Consider the following 13,869-nt stretch of genomic DNA (forward strand, 5'->3'; position numbering starts at 1 on the left):
GCTCGTCCTGTCAGCGAGCGACCGAGTGAGGTACCCACGGTGCATCCACCCAGCCGATCCGCGCCCCGTCCGGGGGGTCGGTCACCATCCGTGACAACGGAGCCTCGACCGGAACCGCACGGGACCACCGAGACCGTCCACTGACGACCCGGCCGGCACCACCCGGCCACTGTCCGTTCCCCCCGACTGACCACGCACACGGTCGGCGCCGACGCTCCCTGCCGTCCCCCACGGCATGTCGCACGACGCCACCGGCAGACCGCACCCGAACGCCACGGCCCAGGCTCGCCCCTCGGCCGGGAGGTGATGCTCCGTGATCCGCCACGTCATGGCATCGGCCGCACTGGTCGCCGTCACCCTCGTAACGACCGACCTCTACTTCAGTCACGCCGCCGCCGATGAGCACGAACTCGTCACGGCTGCCAACACGACCCAGCCCGTCCCGCCGGCCGATCAGGACGACCGAGGGGTCGAGCCCCAGCCGCCGGCGACCCGGCCGAAGCTCCACAGCTCGCAGCGGCCGCCCAGCGACCCCTTCACCGCCCTGCTCACGCCACCGATCGGTGGCCTGCCCGGGGTGATCCCGCCGATCGTCGGTCCGGAACGGCCGTCACCGGTGCCGGCGGGTCTCCGCGAGGTGTTCGTCGGCGACTTCGGGACCGGCGACTTCAGCCAGTGGGAGACCTGCCAGTCGGTCCTCATGAACGCCGCATGCTCCGGCTACAGGCTGACGCACCACAGCATGCAGCTCGTGGACGGCCCCCGGCAGGGCGTCAAGGCCGCCCATTTCGAGGTCCGCGACGGCGACGTCCCCGACTTCGGTGGTGGCGAGCGCTCGGAGGTCGCCGCGCACAACGAGGGGGCGCTCACGCGGGAAGGTGACGAGCGCTGGTACGAGTTCTCGATGCGGTTCCCGGAGAACTTCCGCAACCCGCAGGGCGGCTGGTTCATCGTCATGCAGTGGCACAGCGGGAGCGGCTCGCCCCCGCTCGCGATCGACATCAGTAACGACGGCGACATCTACATCGGTGGCGACGGCGTCGAGCACGAGAAGAAGTCCATCGGCAAGGTGCGGCCCGGCGAGTGGGTCGACTACGTGCTGCACGCGAAGTTCTCCAACAGCGCGTCGACCGGGTTCGTCGAGGCCTGGGAGAACGGCGTCCAGACGGTGCAGCGCTACAACCGCGCCACCATGAGCAGCGACGAGAACTACCTCAAGATGGGCATCTACCGCGACGACGAGGACAGCGGAACCGCCGAGGTCTCGATCGCGGGATTGCGCGTCACCGCGCCCTGATCGGGCCGGGCACGCGCGCCCCTCGCGCCCGTCCGCGTCAGCGGGCGGGCGCGAGGGACGTCAGCAGCCGTTCGAAGTTCGACGCGGTGTCCTCGATCCGGAACTGCCCCTCGGCACGCGCCCGCGCCTGCTTCCCCAGTTTCGCCCGCAGCGCCGGATCGTCCGCGAGCCGGCCGATCCGATCCGCGAACCCGTCGACGTCGCCGATCCCGACGACGTAGCCCTCGTCGCCATCGGTCACCATGTCCCGCACCGCCCCCACGTCCGCCGTGACGACCGGGATACCGACGGCCATCGCCTCGATCACCGACAGCGGCGCGCACTCGTACCGCGACGACAGGCACGCGAGGTCGAGACCGGGCAGCAACGCCGGTACGTCCCGGCGCATCCCGGTGAACAGTACGTTCGCGCTGATGCCCAGGGTGTCGGCCAGGGCTCGCAGCTCGGCCTCGCGCTCACCGCCGCCGATGCAGACCAGGCGCAGCCGCGGATGGGAGGGGGCCAGCTTGGCGATCGCGTCGAAGAGCACCTCGTGGGCCTTCACCTTGGCGAGCCGGGCCACGATGCCGACCGCGAACTCGTCGTCATGCAGACCGAGTTCCGCACGCGCCGCGCTGCGATCGGCGGCCGAGGGGAGCGGCGGGAGCGGGATCCCGTTCGGGATCACGACCTCCCGGGTTCGGCTCCAGGGGCGCTTTCCGACCCCCTCCTCGCGGTGGAAGTAGCTGCCCTGGCTGGGCGCGAGCCACACGATGGCATCGGACAGGAACAGCGTCTCGACATCGTGACGCGGCAGGCAGCGGCGGCCGGAGTAGCCCACCGTGTCCATGCCGTGGGGCGTCACCACGCTCTTGCGCCCGCTCAAACGGGCCGCGATCCGGCCGAGGGTGAGTGGCGCCGGGTGCAGGTGATGGACGAGCACGACGTCGGTCCCGGTCTCCCGGAAACGGCGCATCAACCGAGGCACCGTCCGCATGTCGTGGCGGCCGCCGCGGCCGAGCACCTCCACCGGGAACCCGGCCGCCTCGAACTCGGCGCCCATCGCACCGAGCCCCTTGAGGCAGATCACCCGGCACCGCACCACCGCGGGGTCGAGATGGCGGAACAGGTTGAGCAGCAGGACCTCGGCACCACCGATGGCGATGTGATCGCAGACCAGGGTGAGACCGATCGGTCGCCGTGGGGTCATCGGCTCAGACACTCGTGGGAACCCGGCCGGCCGTCTCGTTGATGGCCAGTTCGGCTCGCTGCAGCGACCGCTCCAGGGTGAACTCGCCCTCCAGCCGTTCCCGGGCGGCGACACCCATGGCCCGCGCCCGGGCCCGGTCGCCGAACAGCGTGAGGAGGCGCTCGGCGAGCTCCGTGGGGTCACCCGGTTGCACGAGATACCCGGTGACGCCCTCCTCGATCATCTCCGGCATACCGCCGACGGCGGTGCAGACCGCGGGCCTGCCGACGGCCATCGCCTCCAGCAGCGCCATGGGGAAGGCCTCGGTGAACGACGTCAGGACGAAGACGTCCATCAACCTCAGCAGCGCATCGACGTCGCTACGGATGCCCGTGAAGATCACCCGGTCACCCAGCCCGAGCTCGGCGGCCAGGCTCTTGAGCTCCGCCTCCAGCGCACCGCGGCCGATGACCAGGAAACGCGCTCGGGGCTCACGCTCGAGCACCAGACGCGCGGCGCGAAGGAACGTCGCGTGGTCCTTCTCCGGACGCAGGACGGCAACGATGCCCGCCACCGGTTCGTCGAGCCCGACGCCCAGCTCTGCCGCGAGGGCCGGATCACGCATCGCCGACCGGTCGGCCTCGAAGCGGGTCAGGTCGACCCCGTTCTGGATGATGCGAACCTTCTCGCGCGGATAACCGAGTTCATCGACCAGGTAGGGCAGCTGTCCGAAGGCGACGCCGTAGTAGGCACTGGTGACGGGCTCCAGCACCCGGTCCGCCAGGCGGCGCAGGCGGCTGCGAGGCGTCACGTCGGCGTTGTTGTGCACCCACAGCACGGTGCGCGGCACACCGCTGATCACCGCGGCGATCCGGCCGAGTGCCTCCGCGTTGGCGCCTCGCAGAACGACCATGTCCGGGCGGGTGCGGCGCATGTGGACGACCAGTTCGGCCAGGGCGAGCGCCATCTCCCGGCGGGTCCGGTTGAGTGCCCGCGCCGGGATGCCCGCTGCCACGACCTCGTCGAAGAGCATTCCCGCCTGGCCGATGCAGACCAGCGACGGCGCGAAACGAGCCGGGTCCAGACGCGGCATGAGCGTCGCTACGTGGCGCTCGGCGCCGCCGATACCGAGCCGCGGGACGATGAACAGAACTCGCAACGGCCCGGTGGACCTGACTCGGCGGCGAAGCACCGAGCGATCGTAACCGGCTCGCGGAGGTGATCCCGGGGCGCCCTCGGACACTCTGGGCAGGCGGTCAAGACCTCGTACGGAGGTCGCCGTCACTCTGCGGTGCCGCGGGGACGAGCTCCCGATACAGCGCGTCGAACCGCCGCCAGATGACGTCGACGTCGAAAGTGGAGCGGGCACGGTCCAGTGCGGCCTGCCCCAGCCGGGTGCGCAGGTCAGCGTCGTCGATCACACTGTTCAACGCCGCGGCCAGCGCGTCGACGTCGTCGGGTGCGACCAGCACACCGCTGGCGCCGTCCTCCACGAGGTCCGGGATGCCGCCCACGTCGGTGGCCACGACGCACAGGCCGCGGCCCATCGCCTCCAGGATCGACATGGGCTGGCCCTCGTTGCGTGAGGGCAGGGTCAGCACCTGCGCGGTGCCGAGCAGGTCTGCCACCTCGTCGGGCGACAGCCACGACCGAACGTCGACGGTGTCGGCGAGGCCCAGCCGGGACACGGTGTCCCGGGCCCGCTCGACCTCCCCGTTGCCCGCCAATGTCAGCCGGGCCGGCACGCCGGAGCTGTTCGCGACCACCTTGGACCAGGCTTCCAAGAGGACGAACGTCCCCTTCGGATCGCCCATCGTGCCGAGGAAGACCACATGCACCGGGTCAGCGGCGTCCGGCTGCCGGCCCGCACCGACGATCTGGACCGGATTGGGAATGGCGACGATCCGGGCGTCCGGCGCGATCTCGCGCAAGCGCTGCGCCCACCTGCCTCCGAGCGCCACCACGACGCTGGCCCGGCTCAGCGTCCAGCGGATGGACCACCTGACCGACCGGGGCATGCGGTCGTAGAACAACCGGAACTCGCCGGCGTGAACGTGCAACACGATCGGTACCCGCCGCAACCGTGCGAGCCAGAGCAGCGCCGCCTTGCGGAAGTAACTGCCGTCCTTGGCCATGTGCAGGTGCACGACGTCCGGTCGGCGGACGAGCAGTGTGCCGGTGAACGCGGCCACTGCCCTGGCGAACACCAGGGTTCGGGCCGCGACCGATCCGCGGCGGTGGGTGCTGATGAACTGCACGTTCCAGAGGTTCCACAGCGGCGTTCGCGCCACGGTCTCGACGAAGCTCGTGATCCCCCCGCGGTTCTGCAGGCTCGTGGACACCCACAATGCCCGCAACGGCCGGACCCCGTGTGACCCGTCGGCCTCCTCGGGACGGGCCGACCCGTCACCTACCGCGCCAGTCACGTCACCGAAGGTACAGGAGATCGTCGTCGGACTGCTGTTCGGGGACCATCGGGAGGCGCTCGGTGAGCACCAGGCGTTGCGCTGCGCCGACGACGATCCCGACGAGCAGCATGAGCAGCATCGCGATGAACTCGAAGAAGCGCAGGTCGGCGGTGAACCCGGTGAGGACCCACACCCCGAACAGGATCGACACGATCACGGCCAGCTCGCGTCCGGCGACGCCCTCGTCCGGCAGCGTCCGCGCCGCCTGCCACAGCCCGCGCACCAGCAGAGCGTTGACGGTCAGCCAGAGCGCAAGACCGATCACACCGAGCTCGGCGAAGATCCCCAGCTCGGTGAAGTGAGAGACGATGCCGTAGCCACGGATCCAGTCGACGTCCTGCGACCACTGCTGGTGGTGATACGTGTTGACCTGCGAGAACCGTCCGATCCCCCACCCCAGGACGGGGCGTTCCCCGATGGCCCAGAACGCGGTGGCGATCATGTTCAGGCGGTCTTCGACCTCATAACCCGAGCCGACACCGCCCGATGAGCGGTCCTCGCTGGTGAACGTCGCCCAGTTCGCGGCGACACCGAGCACCATCGCCGTGATGATCCCGATGTAGATCGGCCGGCTACGGCGGAGGAACACCGCGGCCAGGACGACGAAGAGCGCGAAGCCGAGCCAGACCACACGCGTGTAGGTCAGATAGATCGCCCCGAGCGAGGACAGCACGAGCCCGCCGAGCAGGACCCGTTGCCATCGCCGAGTGTCCGGCTGATAGGCCAGGTGGACGGCGAGTGCGAACCCGATGACGAGCATCAACCCGTTGACGACCGGCTGGCTGAACACACCCACCGCACGGTGCGCCCAGCTGGCGTCCTCGGGGAACTCGAGGATGTAGCGCGGCCAGACCAGCGCCGGCGCGGCGAACTGCGCGATGCTCACCCACGTCGAGTACGCGTAGCAGCCCATGACCACCCACAGCAGCGACCGCACGGCGGACTGGCGGTCGAAGACGAACCGGCCGACGACGTAGCAGACGAACGGCATGACGATGCCGGTCAGGATGAAGTGGTAGATCGAGGACCGCTCGCCGATGGTCAGGGATCCGTCGGTGGAGTACTGGTGAGGCGCGATCGCAGATCCGATGTTCCACACGATGTACATGGCCATCGCGCACTCGATAGCCCCGAGCTGCGGCGCCTGGTTCACCCGCCGGGTGACCGCGATGGCGCCTGCCGCGAGCACCAGGGCCATTGCGAAGAACGCCGGCTCCGCCGGCAGGGCAGGGTTCTTCAGCGCTTGGCGCAGGAACGTGGCGATGAGCAACAGAGCGATAGCCAGGACCGGACGGTTCAGGGCGTAGAACACCACCGCGGCGCCGAACCCGAGGGCCGCGATCCCGATACCCGGACCGAGCGCACCCGGCAAGGCGCCCGCGGCGCCGACGGCGACGAGCGCCGCGAGCAGCATCACCCCCGCTTCCCGGAGCCGGGTCGGCTCCGACCGGGGACGGCCCCGCGCCGGCATCCAGGAGTCCGGGCCCCCGGTCAGCGGCGGCGATCCCCCTGGAGGGGACCCCGGCAACCGGGTGGTCGGGGCATCAAGCACGAACGTCCATCTCGTCGTACACGCCGTTGGAGCTGGAGTTGCCCGGCGCACCGGCCGGGAGTGCCGAGGCGGCTCTGCGCGCGGCGGACGACTCGGTGCGCTCGGCTCCCACCTGTCCGATCACCGCGCCGAGGATCTGGGCATGGACCCGATCAAGGCGCTCGCGAGCCTCGACGGCGTCGCTCGCCCGGGTCGTCCCCTCGGCGACGACCAAGATGGTCCGATCCGCCGACGCACAGATCACCTGCGCCTCCGCCGCGTCGACGATCGCCGGGGCGTCGATCACGATGAGGTCGGCCAGGTGACTGGCCTGCTGGATCGCGTCGTGGAACCGCTCCGGTCCGAACAACGCGTAGGGGTCGTCGCGCGAGCTGCCTGCGGGAAGCACGAGCATCCGTCCGAGCCCGCTGGGCAGGACGAACGGCTGCAACCGGACGCCCGGGCCGCCCGCGAGGAAGTCCCCGAGGCCCGGTCGGCCGGTGTGGGCACCACGCGAGCGGGCGGACTCGAGATCCGCCCGGATGAGCAGCGTGCGCTCACCCTGCTGCGCCCGGTAGAAGGCCAGGCTCTCGGCGACCTCGGCGGACAGCTCGGCCGATCGGACCGAGGTGACGGCCAGGATGGCCGGCCGGCTCATGTCGCTCAGGCTGACGACGTTGGCCAGGCTCTTGAGCTGCTGCTCACGCTGCTCCTCCCCGCCACCGCGCTTGATCCTGGCGAGGGTGTCGAGGCCCAACCGCTCGCGGACCTGCTGCGGGCTGACCAGGCGGTCTTCCGCGCTGGCCAGCACGAGTGCGGCGACGACACCGAGGATGAACCCGCCGACGAGCCCGAGGACCGCGTTCTGGACGACGTTCGACGACTTGCTCGTCACGCCCGCGTTGAGCGACAGCTCCTTGAGCTGGTTGTTGAAGGTGTCGGTCTGGATCTGCTGGATCCGAGACTGGATGTTGCCGATCTCGTTGCTGAGCAGGCTGCTCTGCTGGCCGTTGGCGGGCACCTCTGCCAACCGGGCCCGGGCCGTGTCCAGCTCCGCCCGCAGATCCGCGATCTGTTGTTCGGTCTGCTGCGCGACGCCTCTGTTGATCTCTTCGCGGAACGCCGTCGCCAGGGCGCGTGCGGCCTCGGTGGCCTGCTCGACCTCCGAGGCCGTGGCCTCGATGTACATGATCGGGCTGGTCGCCGAGTTCCGGGCCTCGAACGAGACGGTGCTCGGCAGGCCGGTGCGCTCACGCAGCGTGTCCTGGGCGAAGTCCTGGTTGAAGTACTCGACATACCCCCGGGCCAGCGAGGCGTCCTGCTCCGGCGTGCGATCGGAGGTGACCGACAGCGCGGCGCGACCGGTGTAGGAGGTGCCGGCAATCAGGGAGAACGCGACCGCACCGGCCATGGCGACAACCATGATCGCGATGACCAGCCACTGTCGGCGTCGCACGCGATCCAGTTGGGCCTGCAGTGGACTCACGCCCTCACCCCTCCTACTCCGTCCGCGCGTCAGGCGACCGGGTGCCGGTCTCGTGTGTGCGGAACCGGCGCCCAGCATACGGGCCACCGTCCGGGGGTCGTCGCTCGACCGGGCGTCGTCCGAAAGGCCGGAAACGCGTGATCATTGCATCCGCACGGCTCTCCCGGCTAGTCCGGGTGGGGCCGCGACCCACCGTCGCCCGCCTCCCGGTCGGCGTGCTCCGTTCCGTTGTCACGCGGCGCCGGGCCCGCCGGGTCGGACCCGGTCGGTGGGGCCACGGCGCGCGGCCGGGGCGAGGGACGAGGTCCGCCCGGGGCGGACGGCCGTTCGCTGCCCGGCGCCGCTGCGTTCGATGCCGGGGCCTGCGACATGCCGTTGCCCGGCGGGACCGCGTTCGGTCCCGGCGCCGCGGGCCCACCGTTCCCCTGCGGGATCCCGTTCACCCGCGGCACCGGCGGCTCCACCGACCCGGCGGAGCCGCGCGGACGACCGCTCGACGGGACCGCGATCAGTTCCTGGGTCGCGTCGTCGCCCGCCGAGGTCTCGCCGGGTGCCGGCGAGACCTGCCCGGCCCGGCCGGTGTCCGGAGGGGCCCCGTTCGACGGCGGCGCGACCGGCGGCACCGGGCCGCCGTGGTTCGGAGGCCTCCCGCCGGGCGCGGGCGCCATCGGCCCGGGCCGGCCGACCCCCGGCAGAGCACCGTTCGGTCCCGGTCCACCGGGCCCGGCGTTCGGCGGCCATCCGCGCGCACCCGGCGCACCGGGCCCCATGACGCCGGGCCGCGGTGGCACACGGTGTGCACCCGGTCCGCCGGGACCCGTGGGCCGGCCGTACTGCGGGCCTCCGCCGGGCCAACCACCCGGGCCGGGCCGAACCCCGGGCGGAGGGGTCCGCGGGAAGGGCGAGGGGCGCCAGGCCGGCCCCCGGTACAGCCTGGTCGTCATCTCCCCCGCGTCCGACACCGACAGGCCCATGGCGACCGCCGGGAGGATCATGGTCTCGGCGTCGCCCAGGTCGTAGCCGTCCTCGTCGGCGTCCGCCTCCGGCTCGCCCTGGCGCCGCCGGCTCAGCTTCGACCGGATCCCGCCGATGACAGCGGCGAACATCTCGCGGTCCAGCACCCGCAGGACGGCGAGATAGACGAGGCCGAAGCCGATGGTCTCCACGATGAGCAGCAGCAGACCGATGACGAAGAACCGCTCGTCGGACGCGCTCACCCAGAGCTCGAGCGGGCCGATCACGAAGAGCGCGACCAGCGCTCCCACGACCGGCGGCAGCAGCGGGCGGACGACCTCGCCGATCCCGAAGTCGACGACCCGGCGGGCCAGCACCAGGGTGAGGACACCGAGCGCGATCTCCGTGGCCGAGATCGCCAGGCCGACACCGACGAGTCCGAACGGCAGCAGCGCGACGAGCAGGCCGAGCCCGAGCACCAGGTTCACGGCGGAGGTCCAGTTGAGCAGCTGAGTCCTTCCGCTGCCCTTGATCGCCTCGCTCGCGACGGACTGCAGCGCGACGCCCAGACCGAAGCCGGCCATCGCGACGAAGAACAGCCCGGCCTCCCGCCACTTCTCGCCCAGCAGCACGACGATCGCCGGCTCACCGAGCGCGATGATCAGCCCGGCCACCGGTGCGGCGCCGAACCAGATCCACCGCAGGGCGCGCAGGAACGCGCTCTTGAGCCGCTCGGGGTCCCCGTTGAGCCGGGAGAACGCCGGGAAGATCACATAGGAGCCGACCTCGATGACCGCGGTTCCGGGAAGCATCGCGAGACGCCGCCCGTAGCGGTAGCTGCCGAGCGAGGCCTCACCGAGACCGCGGCCCAGCAGCGCCGTCTGTCCGCTCTCCCGGGCCTGCTCCACGACGCGGTCGATCAGCAGGGGGAACGAGAAGCGCGCCATCTCCCGCCAGAGCCGGTAGGAGAACCTGCCGCGGCCCGGCCGCCAGCCGGCGAAGACCCACACGCCGACCAGCCAGACGCCGAGGGAGACGTAGTTGCCGACCACGAGCGACCAGACGCCGAACCCCGAGGCCGCCATCGTCACGGAGACCACGGCGAAGGCCAGGGAACGCCCGGGGTCGACGAAGAGCCGCTTCTTGAAGTTGAAGTTCCGCTGCAGCAGGCCCTCGGGCACGTTGATCAGCGCGTACATCAGCAGCATGCCGGAGGTGATCGCCGCGATGTCGGCCGCATCGTCGTTGCCGAAGACCTTGCCGACGATCGGCGCGGCGGCCAGCGCCGCCAGGCTCATCACCACGCCACCGGCGAAGGTGACCCAGAAGACGGTGTCGGCCGCGTTCTCGATGTCGGTCTCGCGCTGCACCAGTGCCAGCCGCAGGCCACCCTCGGCGAACATGACCATGAAACCGGTCAGCACCGTTCCCGCGGCATAGAGTCCGACCTCGGCGGGATCGAGGAACCGGGCCTGCAGAAGGGTGCCGACCAGCGACACGACCTGGACGAAGACCAGGGCGAAGGCCGAGATCTTGGCCCCGCGACGCATGGTCTTGCCGAGGGCACTCGGCGCGGCCGCCTTCGCCGCCTCCTCCTCGAGCCCCTCGTCGTCCCCGTTGCGGTGGCGACCCGACATCGGTCAGAGGTCCGAGCAGCCGGCCCGGCGACATAGCCGGGTCGAACGGCCCAGGGTGGACGGCCTCATCCGCTGTGCCCCCCTCGGTCCGGCGGTCCAGAAGCGGCACCGACAGTATCCGAACGACATTGCGATCGCGTGGGCCCTTCCCGAGGTAGCCCCCGAGCGTGGCTCATGGTAATCGAAGTGTAGCTTTGCGCTCTGTCTGCTGCCTGCTCCTGCGGGCGGAAGCCACGATCGGCATCCCGATGGGAGTTCTGTGACCGAGCACGAGGCGAGCCGACGGCACGTATTGATCATTGTGCAAAATCTCCCGGTACCGCTCGACCGGAGGGTATGGCTCGAGTGCAAAGCACTCATCCGGGCGGGCTACCAGGTCTCGGTCATCTGCCCGAAGGGGCCGGGTGACCCCGGCTACGCCGAGCTCGACGGCGTGCACCTCTACAAGTACCGGCCCGCGCCCGAGGCCGTGGGGCTGCTCGGCTACGTGTGGGAGTTCATCTACAGCTGGCTGCGCACCGCGGGCCTGAGCCTGCGGGTCTGGCGCCGGCAGCGCTTCCACGTCGTGCAGGCCTGCAACCCCCCGGACACCTACTGGCTGCTGGCCCGGCTGTGGCGGCTCCGGGGCGTGCGGTTCGTGTTCGACCACCACGACCTCAATCCGGAGGTCTTCCTGTCGCGCTTCGGGGCACCCGAGGGACTCGGCGCCCGGGTCCAGCTGGGCGGTCTGCGCTGGCTCGAGCGGCGCACCTTCCGGACGGCGGACCGCGTCATCTCCACCAACACCTCCTACCAGCGGATCGCACAGGATCGGGGCGGGGTTCCGGCCGACCGGACCGCGGTCGTGCGCTCGGGACCCGACACCTCCGTCATGCGGCCGGTCGCCGGAACCGACGCCCTGCGGCGCGGGCGCAAACACCTGGTCGTCTACCTCGGAATCATGGGCCCGCAGGACGGCGTGGACGGTGTCCTGGACGTCGCCGAGCGGGTCGTGCGGCACCACGGCCGGGAGGACGTCGGGTTCGCGCTGCTCGGTTTCGGCGACTGCCTCGAGGAGCTGAAGCGGGACTGCACGCGGCGCGGGCTGGACGACTACGTCCACTTCACCGGGCGGGTCGGGCCTCCGGAGATCGCCGCCTACCTCTCGACCGCGGTGGTGGGACTCTCGCCCGACCCGTACAGCCCACTGAACGACGTCTCCACCATGAACAAGACCATGGAGTACATGGCCTACGCGCTCCCCGTGGTGACCTATCGCCTCACCGAGACGGTCGTCTCCGCGGCGGACTGCGCGGTGTACGTCGAACCCGGCGACACCGACCTCTTCGCGAAGGAGCTCATCTCGCTCCTCGACGACGAGGACCGCCGGGCCGATCTCGGGGCGCGCGGGCGGCGCCGCGCCGAGCGTGAGCTGGACTGGGCGCAGCAGGCGCGGGTCTACGTCGGAGTGTACGACGACCTGTTCGGCGCCGCGCCGGTTCGAGTGGACGACGATCGGCCCGCGGTGACGGCGTCACCGGCGAACGGAACCGTCTACGTCGACCTCGACGATGACGCGGCGCTACGACAGTTCGCCGGCTCGCGTGTGATCAACGGGCCAAAGCCGTCCTGATTGCGCTGATCGGGGTCCTTTGTGACCCCGATCACGTAACGCTCCGCTTCCTCAGCCGTTAAAGCCATTAGTGGCCATCCGTGTGGACAGCCCGCCCCGACGGTGTCCGGGTGGTCGCTCAGGGGGACCTTGCTAGGGGGCTAAGTGAGCAGCAGTACGGAGACCGGGCCGCTCCCGGTCGTCAACGGGCACCGCGAAACGGTCATCGGCGACCGCGCGGCCCGCGTGGCCAAGGGGGGGTCACGCTGGGAGTCCCGCTACACCCGGGCGGTCATCGCCGTCGACCTGGTACTGATCACGATCGTCGCCGTGATCGGCGGCCTGTTCGGCCCGGACATCACCATCGGGATCCCGCACGCGCAGTGGGTGCTGGTCACCGTCGCGGCCGCGCTCACCGCCGGATGCCTTCCGGCCTGCCGTGCGTGGGAACCGCGCGTGCTGGGCCAGGGGGCCGAGGAGTTCGGCCGGGTCTTCCGCGCCGCCGCGACCAGCGCGATCGTGCTCGGCCTGGTCGGCCTGGCCGCCGGCGTGGAGGACGTCCGGCTGTGGACGTTCGTGATCACCCCGGGGACGGGCCTGCTCCTGATCGGTGCCCGGTACGGGCTCCGACGTGGCCTGCACCGCCGGCGCCGCCACCAGGGCACCTGCATGCACCAGGTGCTGGCCGTCGGCACGCCGCAGTCGGTGGCCGAACTCGTCGTCCGCACCCGCGACGCCCGCCACTTCGGCTGGGTCGTCGCCGGGGCCTGCACCACGAACGGCCGGGGGTTCGGCGACGAGGACACGATCGCGGGCGTGCCCGTCGTCGGGGACCTGGAGATCCTCCCGCGCCTCGTCGACGACGGCCGGTACCGGATCGTCGCCGTCACCCCGAGTCCCGACTGGTCGCCGCAGCGGCTGCACCGTCTGGCCTGGGACCTCGAGGACTCCGGCGCCGAACTGGTCGTCGATCCGGGCATCATGGAGGTCGCCGGCCCTCGCCTGCACATCAAGCCCGTCGACGGCCTGCCCCTGCTGCGGCTGACCAAGCCGACGTTCGGTGGTCTGTCCCAGATCGTCAAGGGCGGCTTCGACCGGCTCTCGGCGCTGCTGCTGCTCCTCGTCCTCCTGCCGGTCTTCGTCGCCATCGGCGTTGCCGTCAAGCTCGACGGCGGACCGGTGTTCTTCCGGCAGACGCGGGTCGGGCGGGGTGGCAGTGCGTTCCGCATGATCAAGTTCCGGTCCATGGTCGTCGACGCCGAGCAGCGCAGGCTGGACCTGTTGGACGCGAACGAGGGCGCCGGGCCGCTGTTCAAGATGCGTCACGACCCGCGGGTGACCCGGGTCGGGCGGCTGCTGCGCCGGTACTCCCTCGACGAGCTGCCGCAGCTGTTCAACGTCCTGGGCGGCTCCATGTCCCTGGTCGGGCCGCGTCCGCCGCTGCCCGAGGAGGTCCTGACCTACTCGCGTGAGCAGCACCGTCGGCTGCATGTGCGGCCGGGGCTCACCGGCCTGTGGCAGGTCAGTGGTCGCAGCAACCTGTCCTGGGAGGAGTCCATCCGTCTCGATCTTCGTTATGTCGAGAACTGGTCCCTCGCGCTCGACGCTCTGATCCTCTGGAAGACTCTGGGCGCCGTCATGAAGGGCGAAGGGGCGTACTGATCGCCCGGCAGCGCGCCGAGCTTCCGGCCCGGTGCGTACCGTCCTGGAGCGTCCGGCACAGTGACCGAGGGACGC

9 protein-coding genes are annotated in these 13,869 nt (G+C 70.9%); 3 read left to right on the plus strand and 6 right to left on the minus strand.

From position 1 onward, the window contains the following. The first annotated feature begins 313 nt into the window (after positions 1-313). A complete protein-coding gene (locus HF519_RS32190) occupies positions 314-1,297 on the plus strand; it encodes a polysaccharide lyase family 20 protein (RefSeq protein WP_169410911.1) in 984 nt (327 codons plus the stop codon). 37 nt (positions 1,298-1,334) lie between these two features. On the opposite strand, the gene HF519_RS05980 is transcribed toward HF519_RS32190, so the two are convergent. From HF519_RS05980 to HF519_RS32195, 6 genes are all read right to left on the minus strand, one after another. Then, positions 1,335-2,486 carry a glycosyltransferase gene (locus HF519_RS05980; protein WP_169410913.1) on the minus strand — a complete coding sequence of 384 codons (1,152 nt, stop codon included), beginning with the start codon at positions 2,484-2,486 and terminating at the stop codon, positions 1,335-1,337. Positions 2,487-2,490: 4 nt separating this feature from the next. Then, positions 2,491-3,624 carry a glycosyltransferase gene (locus tag HF519_RS05985; protein ID WP_211169605.1) on the minus strand — a complete coding sequence of 378 codons (1,134 nt, stop codon included), beginning with the start codon at positions 3,622-3,624 and terminating at the stop codon, positions 2,491-2,493. Positions 3,625-3,721: 97 nt separating this feature from the next. Further along, positions 3,722-4,891 (minus strand): glycosyltransferase family 4 protein, encoded by a 1,170-nt coding sequence (locus HF519_RS05990; RefSeq protein WP_211169606.1) that lies wholly within the window; start codon positions 4,889-4,891, stop codon positions 3,722-3,724. A 1-nt stretch (position 4,892) separates the two neighbouring features. Then, positions 4,893-6,347 carry an O-antigen ligase family protein gene (locus tag HF519_RS05995; RefSeq protein ID WP_246242627.1) on the minus strand — a complete coding sequence of 485 codons (1,455 nt, stop codon included), beginning with the start codon at positions 6,345-6,347 and terminating at the stop codon, positions 4,893-4,895. A gap of 130 nt (positions 6,348-6,477) precedes the next feature. Then, the gene (locus HF519_RS06000) at positions 6,478-7,950 is read right to left on the minus strand and encodes a polysaccharide biosynthesis tyrosine autokinase (RefSeq protein ID WP_169410917.1); all 1,473 of its coding nucleotides are present in this window, start codon (positions 7,948-7,950) and stop codon (positions 6,478-6,480) included. A gap of 167 nt (positions 7,951-8,117) precedes the next feature. After that, positions 8,118-10,541: a lipopolysaccharide biosynthesis protein gene (locus HF519_RS32195; RefSeq protein ID WP_211169607.1), complete on the minus strand. Its 2,424-nt coding sequence runs from the start codon at positions 10,539-10,541 to the stop codon at positions 8,118-8,120. A gap of 259 nt (positions 10,542-10,800) precedes the next feature. Between HF519_RS32195 and HF519_RS06010 the strand changes: the two genes are divergently transcribed. Then, a complete protein-coding gene (locus HF519_RS06010; RefSeq protein ID WP_169410919.1) occupies positions 10,801-12,153 on the plus strand; it encodes a glycosyltransferase family 4 protein in 1,353 nt (450 codons plus the stop codon). 144 nt (positions 12,154-12,297) lie between these two features. Beyond that, on the plus strand, positions 12,298-13,794 hold the full coding sequence (locus HF519_RS06015; RefSeq protein WP_211169608.1) for a sugar transferase: 1,497 nt from the start codon (positions 12,298-12,300) through the stop codon (positions 13,792-13,794). Positions 13,795-13,869 lie beyond the last annotated feature (75 nt).

It is taken from the genome of Pseudonocardia bannensis, from assembly GCF_012911875.1.
Lineage (GTDB): Bacteria > Actinomycetota > Actinomycetes > Mycobacteriales > Pseudonocardiaceae > Pseudonocardia > Pseudonocardia bannensis.

What these genes read in the sequence shown, in the direction of transcription:
- HF519_RS32195 (WP_211169607.1), bottom strand. Translation starts at nt 10,541, where the DNA reads ATGTCGGGTCGCCACCGCAACGGGGACGACGAGGGGCTCGAGGAGGAG.
- HF519_RS05980 (WP_169410913.1), bottom strand. Translation starts at nt 2,486, where the DNA reads ATGACCCCACGGCGACCGATCGGTCTCACCCTGGTCTGCGATCACATC.
- HF519_RS05995 (WP_246242627.1), bottom strand. Translation starts at nt 6,347, where the DNA reads ATGCTGCTCGCGGCGCTCGTCGCCGTCGGCGCCGCGGGCGCCTTGCCG.